The 22,882-nt window shown below is 60.0% G+C and carries 16 protein-coding genes and 1 pseudogene; 13 read left to right on the top strand and 4 right to left on the bottom strand.

All coding sequences use genetic code 11. The features are described 5' to 3' along the window. Nucleotides 1-20 precede the first annotated feature (20 nt). The 3 genes from ACYAF3_RS11340 to ACYAF3_RS11330 are packed head-to-tail and all read left to right on the top strand — an operon-like array spanning nucleotide 21 to nucleotide 6,027. Complete coding sequence (locus ACYAF3_RS11340) at nucleotides 21-2,258, top strand: type I restriction-modification system subunit M (RefSeq protein ID WP_172042057.1); 2,238 nt, start codon at nucleotides 21-23, stop codon at nucleotides 2,256-2,258. After that, nucleotides 2,258-2,983 carry a restriction endonuclease subunit S gene (locus tag ACYAF3_RS11335; protein ID WP_071557652.1) on the top strand — a complete coding sequence of 242 codons (726 nt, stop codon included), beginning with the start codon at nucleotides 2,258-2,260 and terminating at the stop codon, nucleotides 2,981-2,983. Before ACYAF3_RS11340 ends, ACYAF3_RS11335 begins: the two co-directional genes overlap by 1 nt. Nucleotides 2,984-2,988: 5 nt before the next feature. Next, nucleotides 2,989-6,027, top strand: a complete 3,039-nt coding sequence (locus ACYAF3_RS11330) for a type I restriction endonuclease subunit R (RefSeq protein WP_031756783.1) — start codon at nucleotides 2,989-2,991, stop codon at nucleotides 6,025-6,027. Nucleotides 6,028-6,207: 180 nt separating this feature from the next. Here ACYAF3_RS11330 and gyrB read toward each other — a convergent pair whose 3' ends face one another. The 4 genes and pseudogenes from gyrB to dnaA form a co-directional block, all read right to left on the bottom strand. After that, the gene (gyrB, locus tag ACYAF3_RS11325) at nucleotides 6,208-8,628 is read right to left on the bottom strand and encodes a DNA topoisomerase (ATP-hydrolyzing) subunit B (RefSeq protein WP_003097268.1); all 2,421 of its coding nucleotides are present in this window, start codon (nucleotides 8,626-8,628) and stop codon (nucleotides 6,208-6,210) included. A gap of 3 nt (nucleotides 8,629-8,631) precedes the next feature. Continuing rightward, nucleotides 8,632-9,734, bottom strand: a pseudogene (recF, locus tag ACYAF3_RS11320) (DNA replication/repair protein RecF). Nucleotides 9,735-9,743: 9 nt separating this feature from the next. Beyond that, nucleotides 9,744-10,847 (bottom strand): DNA polymerase III subunit beta, encoded by a 1,104-nt coding sequence (gene dnaN / locus ACYAF3_RS11315; protein ID WP_003097262.1) that lies wholly within the window; start codon nucleotides 10,845-10,847, stop codon nucleotides 9,744-9,746. Between the two features lie 28 nt (nucleotides 10,848-10,875). Beyond that, a complete protein-coding gene (gene dnaA / locus ACYAF3_RS11310; RefSeq protein ID WP_003109151.1) occupies nucleotides 10,876-12,420 on the bottom strand; it encodes a chromosomal replication initiator protein DnaA in 1,545 nt (514 codons plus the stop codon). A 525-nt stretch (nucleotides 12,421-12,945) separates the two neighbouring features. Between dnaA and rpmH the strand changes: the two genes are divergently transcribed. From rpmH to ACYAF3_RS11260, 10 genes are all read left to right on the top strand, one after another. After that, nucleotides 12,946-13,080, top strand: a complete 135-nt coding sequence (gene rpmH / locus ACYAF3_RS11305; protein WP_003100258.1) for a 50S ribosomal protein L34 — start codon at nucleotides 12,946-12,948, stop codon at nucleotides 13,078-13,080. A 14-nt stretch (nucleotides 13,081-13,094) separates the two neighbouring features. Then, nucleotides 13,095-13,502 carry a ribonuclease P protein component gene (gene rnpA / locus ACYAF3_RS11300; RefSeq protein ID WP_003100251.1) on the top strand — a complete coding sequence of 136 codons (408 nt, stop codon included), beginning with the start codon at nucleotides 13,095-13,097 and terminating at the stop codon, nucleotides 13,500-13,502. 240 nt (nucleotides 13,503-13,742) lie between these two features. Then, nucleotides 13,743-15,479 carry a membrane protein insertase YidC gene (gene yidC / locus ACYAF3_RS11295; RefSeq protein WP_003097255.1) on the top strand — a complete coding sequence of 579 codons (1,737 nt, stop codon included), beginning with the start codon at nucleotides 13,743-13,745 and terminating at the stop codon, nucleotides 15,477-15,479. A 70-nt stretch (nucleotides 15,480-15,549) separates the two neighbouring features. Then, on the top strand, nucleotides 15,550-16,917 hold the full coding sequence (gene mnmE, locus ACYAF3_RS11290; protein WP_003100248.1) for a tRNA uridine-5-carboxymethylaminomethyl(34) synthesis GTPase MnmE: 1,368 nt from the start codon (nucleotides 15,550-15,552) through the stop codon (nucleotides 16,915-16,917). Between the two features lie 492 nt (nucleotides 16,918-17,409). Beyond that, the gene (locus ACYAF3_RS11285; protein ID WP_003458395.1) at nucleotides 17,410-17,622 is read left to right on the top strand and encodes a hypothetical protein; all 213 of its coding nucleotides are present in this window, start codon (nucleotides 17,410-17,412) and stop codon (nucleotides 17,620-17,622) included. A 473-nt stretch (nucleotides 17,623-18,095) separates the two neighbouring features. Beyond that, nucleotides 18,096-19,988: a tRNA uridine-5-carboxymethylaminomethyl(34) synthesis enzyme MnmG gene (mnmG, locus tag ACYAF3_RS11280; RefSeq protein ID WP_003100244.1), complete on the top strand. Its 1,893-nt coding sequence runs from the start codon at nucleotides 18,096-18,098 to the stop codon at nucleotides 19,986-19,988. Then, complete coding sequence (rsmG, locus tag ACYAF3_RS11275) at nucleotides 19,988-20,632, top strand: 16S rRNA (guanine(527)-N(7))-methyltransferase RsmG (protein ID WP_024916303.1); 645 nt, start codon at nucleotides 19,988-19,990, stop codon at nucleotides 20,630-20,632. The genes mnmG and rsmG overlap by 1 nt, the downstream gene beginning before the upstream one ends. Nucleotides 20,633-20,651: 19 nt before the next feature. Beyond that, nucleotides 20,652-21,440 (top strand): chromosome partitioning protein Soj, encoded by a 789-nt coding sequence (soj, locus tag ACYAF3_RS11270; RefSeq protein WP_003097243.1) that lies wholly within the window; start codon nucleotides 20,652-20,654, stop codon nucleotides 21,438-21,440. A 9-nt stretch (nucleotides 21,441-21,449) separates the two neighbouring features. Next, on the top strand, nucleotides 21,450-22,322 hold the full coding sequence (locus tag ACYAF3_RS11265) for a ParB/RepB/Spo0J family partition protein (protein ID WP_004351900.1): 873 nt from the start codon (nucleotides 21,450-21,452) through the stop codon (nucleotides 22,320-22,322). 163 nt (nucleotides 22,323-22,485) lie between these two features. Continuing rightward, a complete protein-coding gene (locus ACYAF3_RS11260) occupies nucleotides 22,486-22,866 on the top strand; it encodes a F0F1 ATP synthase subunit I (protein WP_003118473.1) in 381 nt (126 codons plus the stop codon). The last annotated feature ends 16 nt before the right edge of the window (nucleotides 22,867-22,882 follow it).

The raw sequence follows: 22,882 nt of genomic DNA, 5'->3' as shown, positions 1-22,882 counted from the left end.
AACACTTTTAGGAACTGATCATGCAAAACGTTCAACATCAAAACCTAGTCGGCTTCATCTGGAATATCGCCAACAAGCTACGTGGGCCCTATCGTCCGCCACAGTACCGTCGCGTGATGCTGCCGCTAATTGTGCTGCGTCGCTTTGATCTGGTGCTGGCTGAGAACAAGCAGAAGGTGCTGGACGAAAAGAAACGCCTGGAAGACAAAGGCATCACCGGCCCTGCGCTGGAGAAGGCGCTCTCACGTATCGCCGCTACCGACCGCAAGCAAGAGCTGTTTAACACCAGTGGCTTCACGTTTGAGAAACTGCTGGGCGATGCACCCAACATTGCCGGCAACTTGCTCGCCTATATCCAGGGCTTCTCGCCGCGCGCCCGCGACATCTTCGACAAGTTTGAGTTTGAGGCCGAGATCGCCAAGCTGGACGAGGCGAACCGGCTCTACCTCATCATCAAGGAGTTCTGCTCTGCAGACATCAACCTCTCGCCCAAGGCCATCAGTAATTTACAGATGGGCTATCTGTTTGAAGAGCTGGTGCGTAAGTTCAACGAACAAGCCAACGAAGAAGCGGGGGATCACTTCACTCCACGGGAAGTCATTCGCCTCATGGTGCAGTTGCTGTTCACCGGCGAAGACGGCATCTACGAAAAAGGCATCTATCGCAGCGTGTATGACCCCACAGCGGGCACCGGCGGCATGCTGTCCGAATCAGAGAAGTTCATCTGCGGTGACGGCGTCACAAACGGGCTGAACCCGGATGCAAACATCGAGTTGTTTGGCCAGGAATACAACCCCGAGTCCTACGCCATCTGTTGTTCAGACTTGCTGATCAAGGACGAGCCGATCAATAACCTGATCTACGGCGACACCCTAGGCATCAAGGATGCCAAGAACAAGACCAATGGTTTTGTGCCGCACGATGGGCATCCGGGCAAAAAATTCCACTACATGCTGGCCAATCCACCTTTTGGGGTGGAGTGGAAACCTGAAGAAGATTATGTCCGCGAGGAATACAACACGCACGGCTTCTATGGACGGTTCGGCGCAGGCCTGCCACGCATCAACGACGGCTCGCTGCTCTTTTTGCAGCACATGATCTCCAAGATGCACCAGCCGCCTAAGCTGATCGATGGCAACAACGTCGGTGGCGACGGCTCCAAGATCGCCATCGTGTTCAATGGCTCCCCCCTGTTCACTGGTGACGCCGGATCGGGCGAGTCCAATATCCGCCGCTGGATCATCGAGCGCGACATGCTGGACGCCATCGTCGCCCTACCTGACCAGATGTTCTACAACACAGGCATTTACACCTATGTCTGGATCGTCACCAACAAGAAGCCCGCTCATCGTCAAGGTAAGGTGCAGTTGATCGACGGAACCCACCATTTCAAGAAGATGGACAAGAGCCTGGGCAATAAGCGCAACGAGCTCTCGGACGACCACATCAGGGAGCTGGTGCGCCTGTACGCCGAGCACGACCACGATGCGGAAAGCGAAGTTTGGGTGGACGGCAAGCCCGAGTTCCGGGTTTGCAGCAAGATATTCGAGAACCGCGAGTTTGGCTTCCTCAAGATCACTGTTGAGCGCCCGCTGCGTTTGAACTTCCAGGCCAGTGCTGAACGCATAGCCAAGCTGGACGAGCAGAGTGCCTTCATTAATCTGGCCAGCAGCAAGAAGCGTAAGGATGAGGCTGCCTACCGCGCGGAAATCGCAGCAGGCCAAGAAACACAGGCGACCATCAAAGCCGCACTCGAAGGCATGGACAGTGAAGCGCTGTACCGCAATCGTACCGCCTTCTACGCAGTGATCGAAGCCGCCCTGAAAAAGGCAGCCATAAAGGTCGGTGCGCCGGTCAAGAAAGCCATCCTGGCAGCACTGTCTGAGCGTGACCCCGAGGCCGACATATGTCTGGACACCAAAGGCAACCCGGAACCGGATGCCGACCTGCGCGATACCGAGGTCGTGGCCCTACCGGACGATATTGAATTGCCGCTGCCGCTGGGCTACGACAATGAAACCGGCCACGACAAACTGTTGGCACTGGTGAAAGACCACTGCGAGAACTACCTCAAGGCTGAAGTCCTGCCGCATGTGCCCGATGCCTGGATCGACCACAGCAAGACCAAAGTGGGCTACGAGATCCCCCTCACTCGACACTTCTACGTTTATCAGCCACCACGGCCATTGAGCGAAATCGGAAGTGAAATTAGTCGGCTCGAAAAAGAAATTGTGACCATGCTGAGCGAGGTGCTGTGATGATGACCTACACACCGTACAAAAAGTACAAGTCAACCGATTGCGCATGGCTAAAAGAAATACCTGAGCATTGGTCAATCAAGCGGATTAAGAATGTAGCAACGTATAACGACGATACATTGGATGAGAAGGCGGATCCTGATTTCGAAATTGATTACGTAGACATTTCGAGTGTCACCCTAGCGGGCGGGATTGAAAAATCAGAAGCAATGCTATTTGAAAAGTCCCCATCGCGAGCACGAAGAAAAGTAAAGCACGGCGACATCATCGTTTCCACAGTGAGAACTTATCTCAAAGCAATTGCACCGATTTCGAACCCACCAGAAAACATGATTGTTTCAACCGGATTTGCAGTTATTCGACCCAAAGAGAATCTTCACTCTGGATTCGCTGGATATTTATTACAATCAAATGGTTTTGTAGGAGAAGTAGTCGCCAACTCTGTTGGCGTTAGTTATCCAGCGATTAACGCTAGCGATCTTGTCCGGATTGAAGCAGTTGAACCTCCAATGGAGGAGCAAGCCATAATTGCTCGTTTCCTTGATTTTAAAATAGCGCAAATAGATACCTTAATTCGTTCAATGGGCGGCTCTGCTGAAATCGAAAAGAACGCCAAGAAAAAGAGCATGGTTTCGCTACTTCAGGAATATCGCTCCGCCATGATCACCAATGCAGTCACTGGACAAATTGACGTCCGGGCAGTGCCGATCCCGCATAAAGGGTGAAAAAGATGCACAAAGAAATCGACTTTGAAAACGACATCGAACACGCACTGATCAGCAGCGGCGGCTACGAAAAAGGTGATCCCAAAACCTACGACCCGGATACCGCGCTGTTTCCTGGGGATGTCGTTGCCTTTGTGCAGAAGACGCAGCCTAAGATCTGGGCTCGTCTGACCCAACTCGACGCAGCCAAGCCCTCATCAATGTTGTTGGATAGCTTAGTGAAGGAGCTTGCCGCCAAAGGGGCGCTGGCGATCTTGCGTGAGGGCTTCAAGTGCGTGGGCAAGACGGTGCGGCTTGCCTACTTTGCGCCCAACACTGGGCTCGACCCGGCAAGTACCGAGCGTTACGACGATAACCGCTTGACCATCGTGCGGCAGGTCAACACCAAGAGCGGGGCGATCCCCGATGTGGTGTTGGCGGTGAATGGCTTGCCTGTGGCCACGCTGGAGTTGAAGAACCCGATGTCGGCCACTCGCTGGAACGTGGAAAACGCAAAGCACCAGTACCGCTTTGAGCGCGACCCCAAAGAGCTGTTGTTCGCCTTCAAACAGCGTTGCCTGGTGCACTTTGCCGTGGACACCGAATTGGTCTTCATGACGACCAAGCTGGAGGGCAAGGACACATTCTTCCTGCCTTTCAATCTTGGGCATGACCACGGTGCCGGCAACCCGCCCGTTGAAGGCGATGTACGTACCGCCTACCTGTGGCGCAAGGTGCTTACGCGCGACAGCTTGATGGACGTCCTTGCTCGGTTCATTCACCTGGACGTCGAGGAAAAGACCGTTGTCACCGAAAAAGGCATCAAGCGCCATAGCAAGGAGTCGATGATTTTCCCCCGCTACCATCAGCTGGATGCGGTTCGGGCACTGACCAACCACGCGCAAGTGCATGGTTCAGGGCACAACTACTTGATCCAGCATTCCGCTGGGTCAGGCAAATCTAACTCCATCGCCTGGCTAGCACATCGCCTCTCCAGCCTGCATGACGCCAACAACGAGAAAATCTTTCACTCAGTTGTAGTGATCACCGACCGTCGGGTGCTGGATCAACAGCTGCAAGACACGATCTTCCAGTTTGAGCACAAGCTGGGTGTTGTACAGAAGATCGACGAAAACACTCAGCAGTTGGCCAAAGCGCTGGCCGATGGTGTGCCGATCATCATTTCCACCATCCAGAAGTTTCCCTTCATCACCCAAGCCATTCGCACGATGGAGACCAACGGAAAAGGAGTGGCCATCTCGACGGTGGGCAAGCGTTTCGCGGTGATCGTGGACGAGGCGCACAGCTCGCAGAGCGGCGAAACGGCGATGGAGCTGCGCAAGATCCTGAACAAGGATGGCATTGAATCCGCCATTGCCGAGCAGTTGCTGGATATGGACAACGATGCCTTGAGCGAAGAGGCGAAGAAAGAACTGCTGCGTGAACAGCTCAAGCGCGCCAAACAACCCAACCTGAGTTTCTTTGCCTTCACGGCGACGCCCAAGTTCAAGACCCTTGCCGTTTTCAACGAGCCCGGCCCCAACGGCAAAGCGCCGTTCCACCACTACAGCATGCGGCAAGCCATCGAGGAAGGCTTCATTCACGACGTGTTGGCCCACTACACCTGTTACAAGCGCTACTACAAGTTGATCCAGAAGGTGGAGGCTGATCCGGAGGTACCGCGCCGCAAAGCCGCCCGCGCACTGGCGCGTTTCGTCGAGTTTCACGACTACGAGATAGCGCAGAAGGTAGAAGTGATCGTGGAGCACTTCCGCACCCATACCCGCCACAAGATTGGCGGCAGGGCCAAAGCGATGGTGGTGACTGGCTCGCGTGAACACGCCGTGCGCTACAAGCTGGGGTTCGACAAGTACATCAAGGACAAGGGATACACCGACGTGAAATCGCTTGTGGCTTTCTCCGGCGAAATCACGCTCAAAGAGTTCGCCGACAAGAAATTCACCGAAGTGAGCATGAACAGCGGCATCAAGGAATCTGAGCTGCCTGAGAAGTTCAACACCGAGGAATACCAAGTCTTGCTGGTGGCCGAGAAGTACCAGACGGGCTTTGACCAGCCACTGTTGCACAGCATGTACGTCGACAAGCGTTTATCCGGCATCCAGGCGGTACAAACACTGTCGCGCCTGAATCGCACGACACGGGGTAAGACCGACACTTTCGTGCTCGATTTTGTCAACGAGCCTGCGGACATCTACACCGCCTTCAAGCCCTATTACGAGAAAACGGACAAGGGCGACGACACCGATCCGCAACAACTCAACACGCTGGCACATAGTCTGGCTAGCTGGAAAATTTACACAGGGGCAGAGGTCAGCGCTTGGTGCGAGATTTGGTTCCGCAACCGCCTGAACCCTACCGGTGGCGAGCACAAGAAATTGAATGGCCTGCTCGATCTGGCGATTGAGCGATTCAAGAAACTCGGGGAAGAAGACCAGAACCTGTTCAAGGGGCAGCTGGTCAGCTTCCGCAATCTGTACAGCTTTGTTTCTCAGATCGTCCCTTACCAAGACTCCGATCACGAGAAGCTGTACACCTATGCCCGTTTCCTACTGACCAAGCTGCCGCGCACGACGGACAATCGGACGGTGCAGGTCGACGATGAAGTCGAGCTCAAATACTACCGCCTGCAAAAAATCAGCGAGGGTGCAATTGATCTGAAAGCAGGCGAGGCGGACGCTCTTGAAGGCCCGAGTGATGTGGGTTCAGGCCAAGCGGACGAGGATGTGCAGCTCTCAACTTTGGTAGGCAAGCTCAATGAGCGCTTCGGCACAGAGTTCACCCCAGCAGACCAACTCTTCTTCGATCAAGTCCGTGAAACCGCCGTAGCCAATGAGCAGTTACGACAGGCCGTTATGGCAAATAGCATCGAGAACTTTGAGCCAGTGTTCAACAAGCAGCTTGAGAACCTGTTCATTGAACGCATGGATGGCAACGAGGAAATCTTTGTACGTCTAATGAACGATGAGGCATTTAGGAATGTTGCTGCGAGCCATCTGATGAGGGCGGTGTATCAACAGATACGAAGGCCTGACCAAAATGTTTAAGGTTCGTGCATGCAGCACCATAGTGAAGGCAACCAACTGACGCCACTGGCATCATTCCTTCAATGCTAAAAGCCCCTGCTGGTCTAACGACCAACAGGGGCTTTTAGCAGGAGCTAGGTACTTTGGCCGAACCACTTAACTTTGGCCGAAGTGGCAAATAACTTTGCCCACCTACACCTGTCACACGTCCAGGTTCGACACCGCCAGCGCGTTGCTTTCGATGAAGTCGCGGCGCGGCTCCACGGCATCGCCCATCAGGGTGTTGAAGATCTGGTCGGCGGCGATGGCGTCCTCGATGGTCACCTTGAGCATGCGCCGGACGTTCGGATCCATGGTGGTTTCCCACAGCTGCTCAGGGTTCATCTCGCCCAGCCCCTTGTATCGCTGGATGCTGTGGCGCTTGGTACCTTCGGCCATCAGCCAGTCCAGGCCGTCCTTGAAGGCGCTGATCGGGCGCTTGCGCTCACCCTTCTGCACGTAGGCGCCGTCTTCCAGCAGGCTGTTCAGCTGGTCGCCGAGCAGCGACACCGAGCGGTAGTCATTGCTGGCGAAGAAGTCACGGTTGAAGGTGACGTAGCTGGACAGGCCGTGGGCCACCAGTTCCACCTCGGGCAGCCACAGGTGGCGCTCGCGGTCTTCGCGCAGGCTGGCCTTGTAGGTCAGGCCGGACTTCTCGGCGGCGGTCAGACGCGCCTGGAACTTCTCCAACCAGCCCTGCATGGCCGACTCGTTAGCCAGGTCGTCCACCGACACGGTAGGCAGGTAGATGAAGTGCTCGGTCAGCTCCTGGGGGTACAGGCGCGACAGGCGCTTGAGGGTGGCGATCACCCCGCGATACTCGTTGACCAGTTTCTCCAGCGCTGCTCCGGACAGGCCCGGAGCGTGCTCGTTGACGTGCAGGCTGGCGTCTTCCAGGGCCGACTGGGTCATGTACTCTTCCATGGCCTGGTCGTCCTTGATGTACTGCTCCTGCTTGCCGCGCTTGACCTTGTACAACGGGGGCTGGGCGATGTAGATGTAGCCACGCTCGATCAGCTCGGGCATCTGGCGGAAGAAGAAGGTCAACAGCAGGGTGCGGATGTGCGAACCGTCGACGTCAGCATCGGTCATGATGATGATGTTGTGGTAGCGCAGCTTGTCGATGTTGTATTCCTCGCGACCGATGCCACAGCCCAGGGCAGTGATCAGCGTACCGACCTCCTGGGAGGAGAGCATCTTGTCGAAGCGCGCCTTTTCGACGTTGAGGATCTTGCCCTTGAGCGGCAGGATCGCCTGGGTCCGGCGATTGCGGCCCTGCTTGGCGGAACCGCCCGCGGAGTCACCCTCCACGATGTACAGTTCGGAGAGCGCCGGGTCCTTTTCCTGGCAATCGGCCAGTTTGCCGGGCAGGCCGGCGATGTCCAGCGCGCCCTTGCGGCGGGTCATCTCGCGCGCCTTGCGCGCGGCCTCGCGGGCACGGGCGGCGTCGATCATCTTGCCGACCACGGCCTTGGCTTCGTTGGGATTCTCCAGCAGGAAGTCGGCGAAGTACTTGCCCATCTCCTGTTCCACCGCAGTCTTCACCTCGGAGGAGACCAGCTTGTCCTTGGTCTGCGAGCTGAACTTCGGGTCCGGTACCTTCACCGAGATGATCGCGGTGAGGCCTTCGCGGGCATCGTCGCCGGTGGTGGCGATCTTGAACTTCTTCGCCAGGCCTTCGGCCTCGATGTAGTTGTTCAGGTTACGCGTCAGCGCCGAACGGAAACCGGCCAGGTGGGTACCGCCGTCACGCTGCGGGATGTTGTTGGTGAAGCAGAGCAGGTTCTCGTTGAAGCTGTCGTTCCACTGCAAGGCGACTTCCACACCCACGCCGTCCTCTTCACGCTGGACGTTGAAGTGGAATACCTCGTTCACCGCGGTCTTGTTGGTGTTCAGGTACTCGACGAAGGCCTTCAGACCGCCTTCGTACTTGAACAGCTCCTCCTTGCCGGTACGCTCGTCGCGCAGCAGGATGCCGACGCCGGAGTTGAGGAAGGACAGCTCGCGGATGCGCTTGGCCAGGATGTCCCAACTGAAGTGGATGTTGCTGAAGGTCTCCGGGGACGGCTTGAAGTGAACTTCGGTGCCGGAGCCATCGGTCTCGCCCACTTCGCGCAGTGGGAACTGCGGAACGCCGTGGTGGTAGACCTGTTCCCAGACCTTGTTGTGGCGACGGATGGTCAGGCGTAGTTCATGGGACAGCGCGTTCACCACCGAGACGCCCACACCGTGCAAGCCGCCGGACACCTTGTAGGTGTTGTCGTCGAACTTGCCGCCGGCGTGGAGGACGGTCATGATCACTTCCGCCGCAGAAACCCCTTCTTCCTTGTGGATATCCACCGGAATACCGCGTCCATTGTCGCGGACAGTGATCGACTCATCCGTATGGATGGTGATGCTGATTTCGCTGCAGTAACCGGCCAGCGCTTCGTCGATGGAGTTATCCACCACCTCGAACACCATGTGGTGCAGACCGGTGCCATCGTCGGTGTCGCCGATGTACATGCCGGGGCGCTTGCGTACGGCATCCAGCCCCTTCAGCACCTTGATGCTGGAAGAGTCGTACGTGTTGTTCTCGCTCATGCTTCACTCCCGATGGTCGTGGTCTGAGAGACTTTTCCATGTTCCACGTGGAACATGGATACCGGCGTATCCGTGCGCCAGCCGTCTTTCAATAGTTGCGGGTCCACGCAGGTGATGAATACCTGGCAACCCAAATCTTCAAGCAAGCGGCAAAGAGCCATTCGATGCTGCTCATCCAGTTCCGAGGGCAGGTCGTCCACCAGGTAGACGCACTGTCCGCGCTTGGCGCGATTGATCAGATGGCCTTGGGCGATGCGCAGGGCGCATACCACCAGCTTCTGCTGACCGCGCGAGAGAATCTCCGCGGCGTTATGACCTGCCAACCGTATGCGAAGATCCGCACGCTGCGGTCCCGCCTGGGTGTGGCCCATCTGCTGGTCGCGTAACAGGCTGGAAGCCAGGACCTCCAGGAGGTCCCGGTCCTTGTCCCAGCCTCGGTAGTAGCTAAGGGTCAGGTCATCCAGTGAAACCAATTCGGCGAGGGTTTCCTCGAATACCGGTTTCAACGCCTGGATATAGCTTCTGCGGTAGGCATCGATCTCATCGCTGGCCAGGCTCAATTCCCGGTCCCAGGCCGCTTGCGACGCGGGGTCCAGTTTACCATGCCGGAGCCAGGAGTTCCGCTGGCGCAGCGCCTTCTGCAGGCGCTGCCAGACGGGCAGAAACCGAGGTTCCACGTGGAACACTCCCCAATCGAGGAACTGTCGGCGGATCTTCGGCGCTCCCTCGAGCAACCGAAAGCTGTCCGGGTTGATCAGTTGCAGTGGAAGTGTTTCCGCTAATTGAGCCGCACTTCGGGCGTTCTGCCCATCGATGCGAATGGTGAACTCGCCCTGGCGTTCACGGGAAATCCCCAGGTTGCTGGCGATGCCGTTGGCCAACATCACCTGGCCGAATACGGTGCAGGCCGCTTCCTCGTACTGGATCACCGGCTGCAAGCGCGCACTGCGGAATGAACGCGCCAGGCCCAGCAGGTGGATGGCTTCGAGCACGCTGGTCTTGCCGCTGCCATTATCGCCGTAGAGGATGTTGATGCGGGGGGAGGGGGAGAGGGTCACCGGGTGCAGGTTGCGCACCGCGGTGACCGAAACGCGGGTCAGGGACATTCAGTGTGATTAGAGGCGCATCGGCATGACGACATAGGCAGAATCGTCATTGTCGGCCTCGTGGACCAGGGCGCTGCTGTTGGAATCGGAAAGGATGAAGCGGACCTGCTCGGTACCGATCACACCCAGCACGTCGAGCAGGTAACTGACGTTGAAGCCGATCTCCAGGTTGCCGCCGTTGTACTCGACCTGCACTTCTTCCTCGGCCTCTTCCTGCTCCGGGTTGTTCGCCTGGATTTTCAGCAAACCGTTGGAAAGCTGCAGGCGAATGCCGCGGTACTTCTCGTTGGAGAGGATCGCGGTGCGGCTGAAGGCTTCGCGCAGTTGCTGGCGGTCACCGACCACCAGCTTGTCGCCACCGCGCGGCAGTACGCGTTCGTAGTCCGGGAACTTGCCGTCCACCAGCTTCGAAGTGAAGGTGAATTCGCCAGTGGTGGCACGGATATGGTGCTGGCCCAGGACGATACCGACTTCGCCGTCCTGCTCGGTGAGCAGACGAGCCAGTTCGAGGATGCCTTTGCGCGGCACGATCACCTGGTGGCGGTCCTGCGACGGGATCTGCGCATCCAGCGAGCACATGGCCAGTCGGTGGCCGTCGGTGGCGACGGAACGCAGGGTACCGCCGTTCACTTCCAGCAGCATGCCGTTGAGGTAGTAACGCACGTCCTGCTGGGCCATGGCGAAGCTGGTGCGGTCGATCAGGCGACGCAGCTTGCTCTGGGCAATGCTGAAGTTCAGCGAGCCGGGACCTTCCTCCACGGTGGGGAAATCGTTGGCCGGCAGGGTGGACAGGGTGAAGCGGCTACGCCCGGCCTTCACCAGGAGTTTCTGCTCTTCGACACGGATGTCGATCAGCACGTCGTTCGGCAGGCTCTTGCAGATGTCCATCAGCTTGCGCGCCGGTACGGTGATCTCGCCGGGTTCGGCGGCATCTTCCAGTACCACGCGACCAACCAGCTCGACTTCGAGGTCGGTGCCGGTCAGCGACAGTTGCTGGCCTTCGACCACCAGCAGGACGTTGGAGAGAACCGGCAATGTCTGGCGGCGTTCCACGACGCCGGCGACCAGTTGCAGCGGTTTCAACAGGGCTTCGCGTTGAATGGTGAAATGCATGGTCTAGTCCCTTGCCTCGTGGGCTGCGTCAGGTTGTCAGGGTACGCAGCAGGTTCTTGTAGTCCTCGCGGATATCCGCGTCGGATTCCCTAAGTTGAGCGATCTTACGACAGGCGTGCAACACCGTGGTGTGATCCCGACCGCCGAAGGCCACGCCGATCTCCGGCAGGCTGTGGTTGGTCAGCTCCTTGGAGAGCGCCATGGCCACCTGGCGCGGGCGCGCCACCGAGCGCGAACGCCGCTTGGACAACAGATCGGATATCTTGATCTTGTAGTACTCGGCGACGGTGCGCTGGATGTTGTCGATGCTGACCAGCTTGTCCTGAAGGGCCAACAGGTCCTTCAGCGACTCGCGAATCAGCTCGATGGTGATCGGCCGGCCCATAAAGTGCGAGTGGGCGATCACCCGCTTCAGCGCACCTTCCAGTTCGCGCACGTTGGAACGGATGCGCTGGGCGATGAAGAAGGCCGCATCGTGCGGCAGCTCGATCTTCGCCTGCTCAGCCTTCTTCATCAGGATCGCCACCCGGGTTTCCAGTTCCGGCGGCTCGACGGCCACCGTCAGGCCCCAGCCGAAGCGGGATTTCAGCCGCTCTTCCAGGCCTTCGATTTCCTTCGGATAGCGGTCGCTGGTGAGGATCACCTGCTGGCCGCCTTCGAGAAGGGCATTGAAGGTGTGGAAGAACTCCTCCTGGGAGCGCTCCTTACGGGCGAAGAACTGGATGTCGTCGATCAACAGTGCGTCCACCGAGCGGTAGAAGCGCTTGAATTCGTTGATGGCGTTGAGCTGCAAGGCCTTCACCATGTCCGCGACGAAACGTTCCGAATGCAGGTAGACCACCTTGGCGTTCGGGTTCTTCTTCAGCAGGTGGTTGCCCACCGCATGCATCAGGTGGGTCTTGCCCAGACCGACGCCACCGTAGAGGAACAGCGGGTTGTAGCCGTGCTTGAGGTTGTCCGCCACCTGCCAGGCGGCGGCGCGGGCCAACTGGTTGGACTTGCCCTCGACGAAGTTCTCGAAGGTGAAGGTACGGTTGAGATAGCTGGTGTGCTTCAGCGCACCTTCGACCTGGACGTTGCGCTCGGTGCGCACCGCAGGCGCTGCTCCGGCCGGCATGGCGGCGGCCAGCGGATCGATGCTGGGTTCTTCCGGCTCATAGGGATCGCTCGACACGCTGGGAGCCGTCGTCACTGGCGGCAGCTCTTCACGTGGCACTACCACGGGCGCGGCCGATACCGGCTGCACTGGCGCCGGCGGCGGAGCAACCGGAGGCGGGGGAGCCACGTGGGTCTGCGATGGGACGATGGCGGCGCGCGGCGTACGGCTACGCTTGCTGCCTATTAATAAGGAAAGCGCGGGCAACTGACCCTCGCCGCGTTCACCGAGCAGTTCCAGAAGCCGACCGAGGTATTTCTCGTTCACCCAATCGAGGACGAAACGGTTGGGTGCATACACACGCAATTCGTCGCCTTCGGCTTCGACCTGCAAGGGACGGATCCAGGTGTTGAATTGTTGGGACGGCAGCTCATCGCGGAGAAGATCCACGCACTGCTGCCAAAGTTCCACGGACACGGATATCCCCCAAAGATTGGAAAGGCGGCACAACGAAATAAGCGCCTATTGTAGCCGGACGGGCCGGACTTATCCACATGCCGATGCGCTGAGGCCCCAAGCAAATCAAGACCTTAATAAAAGCAGGCAGGCCGACGGACGGTCGTCCTGGACTTTGTGGATAACCCTTGCTTTGAAGGGGGTACATCCCTGCGCACAGCCGTGTGGAAAAAACCGCTGTGGATAACCATCTCGTTCATCCCCAGGCTTCGCTCAGGAAGGAAACAGCGTCGACACCGGTTCTCGACAACCTTTTGCCTGCCGGAGAAACACGCAATTGCTGGGCTTCATCGAGTTATGCACAGAAAAGCGCCGTCCCAAGAGCATTAACCGTTTCTATCCTTTAAAAGAAAAATGACTTCCTTGTATCTATCTATTACGTCATCGCTGGTTGGAAATTGACCTGCCCGTTCGATTTCACTAGAATCGCCGGTCTCTTTAAACGGGGTCACTGCGACCTCAAGTCGTCAACCCAGGTACCGAATCATGAAACGTACTTTCCAACCCAGCACCCTCAAGCGCGCTCGCGTCCACGGTTTCCGCGCCCGTATGGCCACCAAGAACGGCCGTCAGGTTCTGTCGCGTCGTCGCGCCAAAGGCCGTAAGCGTCTGACCGTCTGATTTATCCGGTACGGGTGGTGAGTCGGGACTTCGACCGGGACAAGCGTCTACTGACAGCCCGGCAATTCAGCGCAGTCTTCGACTCTCCGACCGGCAAGGTCCCCGGCAAGCACGTCCTGCTGCTGGCGCGCGAGAACGGTCTCGATCACCCCCGCCTGGGCCTGGTGATCGGCAAGAAGAACGTCAAGCTCGCCGTCCAGCGCAATCGCCTCAAACGCCTGATCCGCGAATCGTTCCGCCATAACCAGGAAACCCTGGCTGGCTGGGATATCGTGGTGATCGCGCGCAAAGGCCTGGGCGAACTGGAAAATCCGGAGCTGCACCAGCAGTTCGGCAAGCTCTGGAAACGCCTGTTGCGCAATCGACCTCGCACGGAAAGCCCTGCTGACGCCCCTGGCGTGGCCGACGGTACTCATGCATAGGTCGATGCCCGCGCATCCCGATCCCTGTAGTGTCATCCCCCCTTCGATGACCCGGCACCGTCGTTCCCAGCCAAGTTGTACTTCCCTAGCGTACGAGGCTATCGCGCAGCATGGCCCGCGACGCAATGGTCGCCCGAGTGCGGTTTCCTCCACTCGGCTCCATCACTGGCAATCCCGTAGCCGCGATCTGCTACTGTCAGTTTCCTTCAAGCACCGCCCTTTCTCGATGGCCGAGTAACCATGGACATTCAACGCTCGATTCTCATCGTCGCCCTTGCAGTCGTGTCCTACCTGCTGGTTCTCCAGTGGAACAAGGATTACGGTCAGCCTGAGCTGCCCGCCGCCAGCGCTTCGATGAACACCACGCAAGGCCTGCCGGACACTCCGTCCGCCTCGGGCACCAGCAGTGACGTTCCCACTGCCCAGAGCAGCGCGGCCGGCAGCGAAGCCGCCGACAAGCCGGTTGCGGTCAGCGACAAGCTGATCCAGGTGAAGACCGACGTCCTCGACCTGGCCATCGATCCCCGTGGCGGCGATATCGTCCAGCTCGGCCTGTTGCAGTATCCGCGCCGCCTGGACCGTCCGGACGTGCCGTTCCCGCTGTTCGACAACGGTCGCGAACGTACCTACCTGGCGCAGAGCGGCCTCACCGGTGCCGACGGCCCGGACGCCAGCAGCGCCGGCCGCCCGCTGTTCCACAGTGCGCAGAGCAGCTACCAGTTGGCCGACGGCCAGAACGAACTGGTCGTGGACCTGAGCTTCAGCCACGACGGTGTCAACTACATCAAGCGCTTCACCTTCCACCGTGGCCTGAAAGCCGATTGCTCGGACAAGGAAAAGGCCCAGAAGAAGATCGAGTGCATCAATGAAAACGCCTATCAGGTCGGCGTCAGCTACCTGATCGACAACCAGAGCGGCAAGACCTGGAGCGGCAACCTGTTCGCCCAGCTCAAGCGCGACGGCAGCGCCGACCCGTCCTCGACCACCGCCACCGGGGTGTCCACCTACCTCGGCGCCGCGGTCTGGACCCCGGATTCGCCGTACAAGAAGATCTCCACCAAGGACATGGACAAGGAACAGTTCAAGGAGTCCGTGCAGGGTGGCTGGGTCGCCTGGCTGCAACACTACTTCGTGACCGCCTGGGTTCCGACCAAGGGCGAGCAGCACCAGGTCATGACCCGCAAGGACGGCCAGGGCAACTACATCGTCGGTTTCACCGGCCCGACCCTGAGCGTTCCGGCGGGTAGCAAGGTGGAAACCGACCTGACCCTGTATGCCGGCCCGAAACTCCAGAAGCACCTGAAGGAACTCTCCCCGGGCCTGGAACTGACCGTCGACTACGGTTTCCTTTGGTTCATCGCCCAGCCGATCTTCTGGCTGCTGCAACATATCCACAGCCTGATCGGCAACTGGGGCTGGTCGATCATCGCCCTGACCGTCCTGATCAAGCTGGCCTTCTTCCCGTTGTCCGCCGCCAGCTACCGTTCGATGGCGCGCATGCGCGCGGTGTCGCCGAAGATGCAGGCGATCAAGGAACAGCACGGCGACGATCGGCAGAAGATGTCCCAGGCGATGATGGAGCTGTACAAGAAGGAGAAGATCAATCCGCTGGGCGGCTGCCTGCCGATCCTGGTCCAGATGCCGGTCTTCCTCTCCCTCTACTGGGTACTCCTGGAAAGCGTGGAAATGCGCCAGGCGCCGTGGCTCGGCTGGATCACCGACCTGTCGGTGAAGGATCCGTTCTTCATCCTGCCGATCGTCATGGGCGGCACCATGCTGATCCAGCAGATGCTCAACCCGACCCCGCCGGACCCGATGCAGGCCAAGGTGATGAAACTGATGCCGATCATCTTCACCTTCTTCTTCCTCTGGTTCCCAGCCGGTCTGGTGCTGTACTGGGTAGTCAACAACTGCCTGTCGATCGCACAGCAGTGGTACATTACCCGCAAGATCGAGGCAGCCGCGAAGACCGCCTGACGTCTATCGCGAAAACTGTCCACAACAAGACGCCCCCTCGAGGGGCGTCTTGCTATCCGGAGATATCCACATGCAAGCCGCCACCGAAACCATCGTCGCGATCGCTACCGCCCAGGGCCGCGGCGGCGTGGGAATCGTCCGCGTCTCCGGACCTCTCGCCGGACAGATGGCCGTGGCCGTGAGCGGACGCCAGCTGAAAGCCCGGCATGCGCATTACGGACCGTTCCTCGATGCCGGTGGGCAGGTGATCGACGAAGGCCTGTCACTGTATTTCCCCGGCCCGAACTCGTTCACCGGCGAAGACGTACTCGAACTGCAGGGGCACGGCGGCCCCGTGGTACTCGACCTGCTGGTGCAGCGTTGTCTGGAACTGGGCGCCCGCCAGGCGCGACCGGGCGAGTTCAGCGAGCGCGCGTTCCTCAACGACAAGCTCGACCTGGCCCAGGCCGAAGCCATCGCCGATCTGATCGAGGCCAGCTCGGAGCAGGCCGCGCGCAATGCATTACGTTCCCTGCAAGGCGAATTCTCACGCCGGGTACATGCATTGACCGAGCAACTGATTTCCCTGCGCATCTATGTCGAAGCCGCCATCGACTTCCCCGAGGAAGAAATCGACTTCCTCGCCGATGGCCATGTACTGGGGCTTCTGGAAAAAGTACGCACAGAATTATCCACAGTGCAGCGCGAAGCTTCCCAAGGCGCCCTGCTGCGCGACGGCATGACCGTGGTCATCGCCGGACGACCGAATGCCGGCAAGTCCAGCCTGCTGAATGCCCTGGCCGGTCGCGAGGCGGCCATCGTCACGGACATAGCCGGCACCACCCGCGATGTACTGCGCGAACATATCCACATCGATGGCATGCCCCTGCATGTGGTGGACACCGCAGGCCTGCGGGATACCGAGGACCATGTGGAAAAGATCGGCGTGGAACGTGCGCTGAAAGCCATCGGCGAAGCCGATCGCGTGCTGCTGGTGGTGGACGCCACCGCCCCGGAAGCAGCGGACCCGTTTTCCCTATGGCCGGAGTTTCTCGACCAGCGACCGGAACCGGGCAAGGTCACCCTGATCCGCAACAAGGCGGATTTGTCCACAGAGTCCATTGGCCTCGAGGAAAGCGCGGACGGCCACGTCACCATCACCCTCTCGGCGCGCACCGGCGCCGGCCTGGAGCTGCTGCGCGAACACCTGAAGGCCTGCATGGGCTTCGAACAGACCGCGGAAAGCGGTTTCAGCGCCCGCCGGCGCCACTTGGAAGCGCTACGCCTGGCAGGGCAGGCGCTGGAGCATGGCCACAGCCAACTTATCCACAATGGCGCCGGCGAACTGCTGGCCGAGGATCTGCGCCAGGCCCAGCAGCACCTGGGCGAAATCACCGGCGCATTCACCCCCGACGACCTGCTGGGTCGCATCTTCTCGAGTTTCTGCATCGGCAAGTAATGGGGCTCGGCCCACGCCGAGTTGTGGATAACCAGGGCAAGGTTCGCTCCGGTTCTGCGTACTTTCCTTTCACTGTGCCCCTTCGCCGGCACTCAACCACGCAGGCATGGATTGCCGGCGCGCCGCTTCGTCCCCGAGAAAACCATCTGCGCCGATGTCGGTCTGCATGGGATGGATATCCACCTGGGAGAGGTTTATGCACAGGCACCGCGCTCCGATCCGGCGTCCGCGAAGGCGCTGCGCTGTGGTCAATCTCTATCTGCTCGCCCCTCTCGAACGGCGTATCTATCCCGTTGTCTCGCCTGGCGCTATCGCCACGCGCCGGGACGTTCCGTGCACGCAAGTCAACCCGGTAAGCGGTTTATCCACAAGCCTGGAAGAGATTCTGCGAAAAGAGCTGTTGCAGACCCTGGACTCCGTCGATACCGGCCAGGCGGGGCCCTCGCCTTCGGCTCCCAAGGCGTCCCACGGCGAGCACTCGGACACTACAGCATGGAGATCGTAGCCAACCTGGCGGTGTGGCTCGGCGGCGAATGCCAGGCCGGACAGATGATCAGTTACGACCGCACTAGCGGGCTCAGTGCTCGGCTACCGCTGCGCAAACCCGCTAACGAGGGCTCCGAGCGGGATTTCCAGGTCTCCGCCAAGCGCCGCTTCGAGCGCCTGTCGTCATCTATCGATACGCTGGAAAGCGGCAACGACTGAGCCTTTCCCACGCCTTTCCATCTCCTTCTTCCTACCTGGCTGCGGTCCTGCCGCGGCCCGGATACACTCGCCTGAAACCTGTGGAAAACCCCAGGGACAGGAGGGTAGATAAACCCGCCGAAGCTCTGTGCATAACTCCACATGTTGATAACGAGCCATTCCATCCACAGCTAAAAAACGCTTATCAACAGGGCCCAGATAGGGTTTGGGACAGCCTTATCATTCGCTACAGGCTATGTCTTTACTGGGCTCGACGTACTTATCAACAGAAAAGCCGCTGCTAAGTAATAAACACAAGTTCTAAAAAGATATAAACATTCCTTTCCTTTTATTTTTTGTAAGCCCGCCGAGCCGTTTTGCTCCCTCGATATGGATTGGCTATTTTTTGTCCAGGAGTCTTCATTCAGGTTCGCTAAATCCTTATACTGTCCGGCTTTCCTGAATTCCTGCTTCTGAACAGGCCGAGGTGCGTGGTGGATTTCCCTACCCGTTTTGACGTAATCGTGATCGGCGGTGGCCATGCAGGCACCGAAGCCGCACTCGCGGCTGCGCGCATGGGTGTGAAAACCCTGCTGTTGACCCACAATGTGGAAACCCTGGGGCAGATGAGCTGCAACCCCGCCATCGGCGGCATCGGCAAGAGCCATCTGGTCAAGGAAATCGACGCCCTTGGCGGCGCCATGGCCGAAGCCACCGACAAGGGCGGTATCCAGTTCCGCATCCTTAACAGCCGCAAGGGGCCGGCAGTGCGCGCCACTCGTGCACAAGCCGATCGCGTGCTCTATAAGGCCGCTATCCGCCATACACTGGAAAACCAGCCGAACCTGTGGATATTCCAGCAGGCCTGCGACGACCTGATCGTCGAGCAGGATCAGGTCCGCGGCGTAGTGACTCAGATGGGACTGCGCTTCCATGCCGACAACGTGGTCCTGACTACCGGCACCTTCCTCGGCGGACTTATCCACATCGGCCTGGAGAACTACTCAGGCGGACGCGCCGGCGACCCGCCGTCCATCGCACTGGCGCGTCGTCTGCGTGAATTGCCGCTGCGGGTCGGCCGGCTGAAGACCGGTACGCCGCCGCGGATCGACGGGCGCAGCGTGGACTTCTCGGTGATGACCGAGCAGCCGGGCGACACGCCGATCCCGGTGATGTCCTTCCTCGGTTCGAAGGAACAGCATCCCGAGCAGGTCAGTTGCTGGATCACCCATACCAACGCCCGGACCCACGAGATCATCGCCGCCAATCTCGATCGTTCGCCGATGTATTCCGGTGTGATCGAAGGCATCGGCCCGCGCTACTGCCCTTCGATCGAAGACAAGATCCATCGCTTCGCCGACAAGGAAAGCCACCAGGTCTTCCTCGAGCCGGAAGGCCTGACGACCCACGAGCTGTATCCCAACGGCATTTCCACGTCCCTGCCATTCGACGTGCAACTGCAGATCGTGCGTTCCATCCGTGGCATGGAAAACGCCCACATCGTGCGGCCGGGCTATGCGATCGAGTACGACTTCTTCGATCCCCGCGATCTCAGGTACAGCCTGGAGACCAAGGTCATCGGCGGCCTGTTCTTCGCCGGCCAGATCAACGGCACCACCGGCTACGAGGAAGCTGGCGCCCAGGGCCTGCTGGCCGGCGCCAATGCTGCGTTGCGCTCGCAAGGCAAGGACAGCTGGTGCCCGCGCCGCGACGAGGCCTACATCGGCGTGCTGGTGGACGACCTGATCACGCTCGGCACCCAGGAGCCGTACCGCATGTTCACCTCGCGGGCGGAATACCGCCTGATCCTCCGCGAGGACAACGCCGACCTGCGTCTCACCGAGAAGGGACGCGAGCTGGGCCTTGTCGACGATCGGCGCTGGGCTGCCTTCGAAGCCAAGCGCGAAGGTATCGAACGCGAGGAACAGCGGCTGAAGAGCACCTGGGTGCGGCCGAATACCCCGCAGGGCGACGCCATCGCCGAGCGCTTCGGTACGCCGCTGACCCATGAATACAACCTGCTCAACCTGCTGAGCCGCCCCGAGATCGATTACGCCGGCCTGGTGGAGATCACCGGCGACGCTGTGGATAACCCCCAGGTGGCCGAGCAGGTGGAGATTCGCACCAAGTACGCCGGCTACATCGACCGCCAGCAGGAGGAAATCGCCCGGCTGCGCGCCAGCGAAGATACCCGCCTGCCTGTGGATATCGATTACCTGGGGATTTCCGGCCTGTCGAAGGAAATCCAGAACAAGCTGAACCAGGCCCGTCCGGAAACCCTCGGACAGGCTTCGCGGATCCCCGGCGTCACGCCGGCTGCGATTTCGCTGTTGTTGATCCACCTGAAGAAGCGTGCCTCTGGCCGCCAACTGGAGCAGAGCGCTTGATGTCTGCGGTAACCCAACACCATGCCGACGAACTCGCGCGTGGTGCTGACGAGCTCGGCGTCGCCCTTGACGCCGACAAGCAACGCCAGCTGCTGGCCTACCTGGCCCTGCTGATCAAATGGAACAAGGCCTACAACCTGACCGCCGTACGCGACCCGGACGAGATGGTTTCGCGCCACCTGCTCGACAGCCTGAGCATCGTGCCTTATGCCGAGGCTGGGGATAACTGGCTGGATGTCGGCAGTGGCGGTGGCATGCCCGGCGTCCCGCTGGCCATCCTGTTCCCGGAAAAGCGCCTGACCCTGCTCGACAGCAACGGCAAGAAGACTCGCTTCCTGACCCAGGTGAAGCTCGAACTGAAGCTGGCCAACCTCGAAGTCGTGCACAGCCGGGTGGAAGCCTTCCGTCCCGAGAGCCCCTTCGATGGCATCGTTTCCCGCGCTTTCAGCAGCCTGGAGGACTTCGCCAGCTGGACCCGCCACCTAGGTGGCCAGGAAACCCGCTGGCTGGCGATGAAGGGTGTGCATCCGAACGAAGAGCTGGCGGCACTCCCGGAGGATTTCCGGGTCGAAGCCGAGCACGCGCTGGCGGTACCCGGTTGCCAAGGTCAGCGGCATCTGCTGATACTGCGGCGCACAGCATGAGGGGGGAACAGGGATAACCATGGCTAAGGTATTCGCGATCGCCAACCAGAAAGGCGGTGTCGGCAAGACCACGACCTGTATCAACCTCGCGGCCTCCCTCGTGGCGACCAAGCGCCGCGTCCTCCTGCTGGACCTGGATCCCCAGGGCAACGCCACCACCGGCAGCGGCATCGACAAGCACAACCTGGAGCACTCCATCTACGACGTGCTCACCGGCGAATGCAACCTCGCCGAGGCCATGCAGTTCTCCGAACACGGCGGCTACCAGTTGCTGCCGGCCAACCGCGACCTCACCGCCGCGGAAGTGGTGCTGCTGGAAATGGACATGAAGGAAAACCGCCTGCGCAACGCGCTGGCGCCGATCCGCGAGAACTACGACTACATCCTCATCGACTGCCCGCCGTCGCTGTCGATGCTCACCGTCAATGCGCTGACCGCCGCGGACGGCGTGATCATTCCCATGCAGTGCGAGTACTACGCGCTGGAGGGACTGACCGACCTGATGAACAGCATCCAGCGCATCGGCCAGTTGCTCAATCCGACGCTGAAGATCGAGGGCCTGCTGCGGACCATGTACGACCCGCGCATCAGCCTGACCAACGATGTCTCCGCGCAGTTGCAGGAGCATTTCGGCGACACCCTCTACAGCACCGTCATCCCGCGTAACGTGCGCCTGGCCGAGGCCCCGAGCTTCGGCATGCCGGCGCTGGTTTACGACAAGCAATCCCGCGGCGCCATCGCCTACCTGGCGCTGGCCGGCGAGCTGGTCCGCCGCCAGCGCGCCAAAGGCCGCGCCGCAACCGCATAAGGAACCCGCATGGCAGCCAAGAAACGTGGACTGGGACGCGGGCTCGATGCCCTGCTGGGCGGCTCGAGTCCCGCCAAACTGCAGGAAGAAGCCGTACAGGCCGACCGCCGCGAGTTGCAGCAGATCCCCCTCGACCTGATGCAGCGCGGCAAGTACCAGCCACGTCGCGACATGGACCCTCAAGCCCTGGAGGAACTGGCGCAGTCGATCAAGGCCCAGGGGGTGATGCAGCCCATCGTGGTGCGGCCGATCGCCAATGGCCGCTACGAGATCATCGCCGGCGAGCGGCGCTGGCGGGCCAGCCAGCAGGCGGGACTGGAAAAGATCCCGGCGCTGGTGCGCGACGTGCCGGACGAAGCGGCCATCGCCATGGCGCTGATCGAGAACATCCAGCGCGAGGACCTCAACCCGATCGAGGAAGCCGCTGCCCTGCAACGCCTGCAGCAGGAGTTCCAGCTGACCCAGCAGCAGGTCGCGGAAGCGGTCGGCAAGTCGCGCGCGACCATCACCAACCTGCTGCGCCTGATCGGCCTGCCGGAAGAGATCAAGACCCTGCTTTCCCATGGCGACCTGGAAATGGGCCATGCCCGTGCGCTCCTCGGTCTGCCGGCGGAACGGCAGGTGGAAGGGGCGCGACATGTTGTCGCACACGGGCTGACCGTACGTCAGACCGAAGCCCTGGTTCGGCAGTGGACGCATGCCCCGGACAAGCCTGCGGGACCGGTCAAGAGCGACCCGGACATTGCCCGCCTGGAACAGCGCCTGGCCGAGCGCCTGGGCGCTTCGGTGCAGATCCGGCATGGTCAGAAGGGCAAGGGACAGTTGGTCATCCGCTACAGCTCCCTGGATGAACTGCAGGGCGTTCTCGCCCACATCCGTTGACACACTTTGGGTTGTAGCGGGTAGTCGGAAATCACTACCAGCCAGTTGAACAGGGGGGACTCCCCCCCTATACTCTGCGCGCTATTTTGTGGGCACTTTTTATGCCAAGTCGTTGATTTGGCAGTGCCGACACCAGAAGACTGAGAGCGCGATGGAGTCCCGCATGCCAAGTCGCCTGCCGGCATTCAGATTGCTGCTCGTCCAACTGGTAGTAGTGCTTGTTGCTGCGATCTCCCTGTGGATTTCTTGGGGACCGGTAGCCGGATATTCCGGACTGCTGGGAGGGATGATCGCCTGGTTGCCGAATTGTTATTTCGCCTACAAGGCGTTCCGTTTCAGCGGAGCGCGGGCTGCCCGGGAAATCGTTCGCTCTTTCTATGCGGGCGAAGCCGGGAAACTGATTCTGACGGCGGTGCTCTTCGCACTGACGTTCGCAGGCGTGAAGCCACTGATGGCGCCGGCTCTGTTCGGTGTCTATCTGCTGACCCTGATGGTCAGCTGGTGCGCACCCCTGCTGATGGGAAAAACATTTACAAGACCTTAGAGCGATTGAGGCAAAC

Source organism: Pseudomonas sp. TZ252 (genome assembly GCF_056110345.1).
This window is presented reverse-complemented; position numbering and strand designations above follow the sequence as displayed.

What these genes read in the sequence shown, in the direction of transcription:
- rsmG (WP_024916303.1), top strand. Translation starts at nt 19,988, where the DNA reads ATGTCTGCGGTAACCCAACACCATGCCGACGAACTCGCGCGTGGTGCT.
- ACYAF3_RS11285 (WP_003458395.1), top strand. Translation starts at nt 17,410, where the DNA reads ATGGAGATCGTAGCCAACCTGGCGGTGTGGCTCGGCGGCGAATGCCAG.
- dnaN (WP_003097262.1), bottom strand. Translation starts at nt 10,847, where the DNA reads ATGCATTTCACCATTCAACGCGAAGCCCTGTTGAAACCGCTGCAACTG.
- yidC (WP_003097255.1), top strand. Translation starts at nt 13,743, where the DNA reads ATGGACATTCAACGCTCGATTCTCATCGTCGCCCTTGCAGTCGTGTCC.
- ACYAF3_RS11260 (WP_003118473.1), top strand. Translation starts at nt 22,486, where the DNA reads ATGCCAAGTCGCCTGCCGGCATTCAGATTGCTGCTCGTCCAACTGGTA.
- rpmH (WP_003100258.1), top strand. Translation starts at nt 12,946, where the DNA reads ATGAAACGTACTTTCCAACCCAGCACCCTCAAGCGCGCTCGCGTCCAC.
- ACYAF3_RS11335 (WP_071557652.1), top strand. Translation starts at nt 2,258, where the DNA reads ATGATGACCTACACACCGTACAAAAAGTACAAGTCAACCGATTGCGCA.
- soj (WP_003097243.1), top strand. Translation starts at nt 20,652, where the DNA reads ATGGCTAAGGTATTCGCGATCGCCAACCAGAAAGGCGGTGTCGGCAAG.
- gyrB (WP_003097268.1), bottom strand. Translation starts at nt 8,628, where the DNA reads ATGAGCGAGAACAACACGTACGACTCTTCCAGCATCAAGGTGCTGAAG.
- ACYAF3_RS11265 (WP_004351900.1), top strand. Translation starts at nt 21,450, where the DNA reads ATGGCAGCCAAGAAACGTGGACTGGGACGCGGGCTCGATGCCCTGCTG.
- mnmE (WP_003100248.1), top strand. Translation starts at nt 15,550, where the DNA reads ATGCAAGCCGCCACCGAAACCATCGTCGCGATCGCTACCGCCCAGGGC.
- ACYAF3_RS11340 (WP_172042057.1), top strand. Translation starts at nt 21, where the DNA reads ATGCAAAACGTTCAACATCAAAACCTAGTCGGCTTCATCTGGAATATC.
- ACYAF3_RS11330 (WP_031756783.1), top strand. Translation starts at nt 2,989, where the DNA reads ATGCACAAAGAAATCGACTTTGAAAACGACATCGAACACGCACTGATC.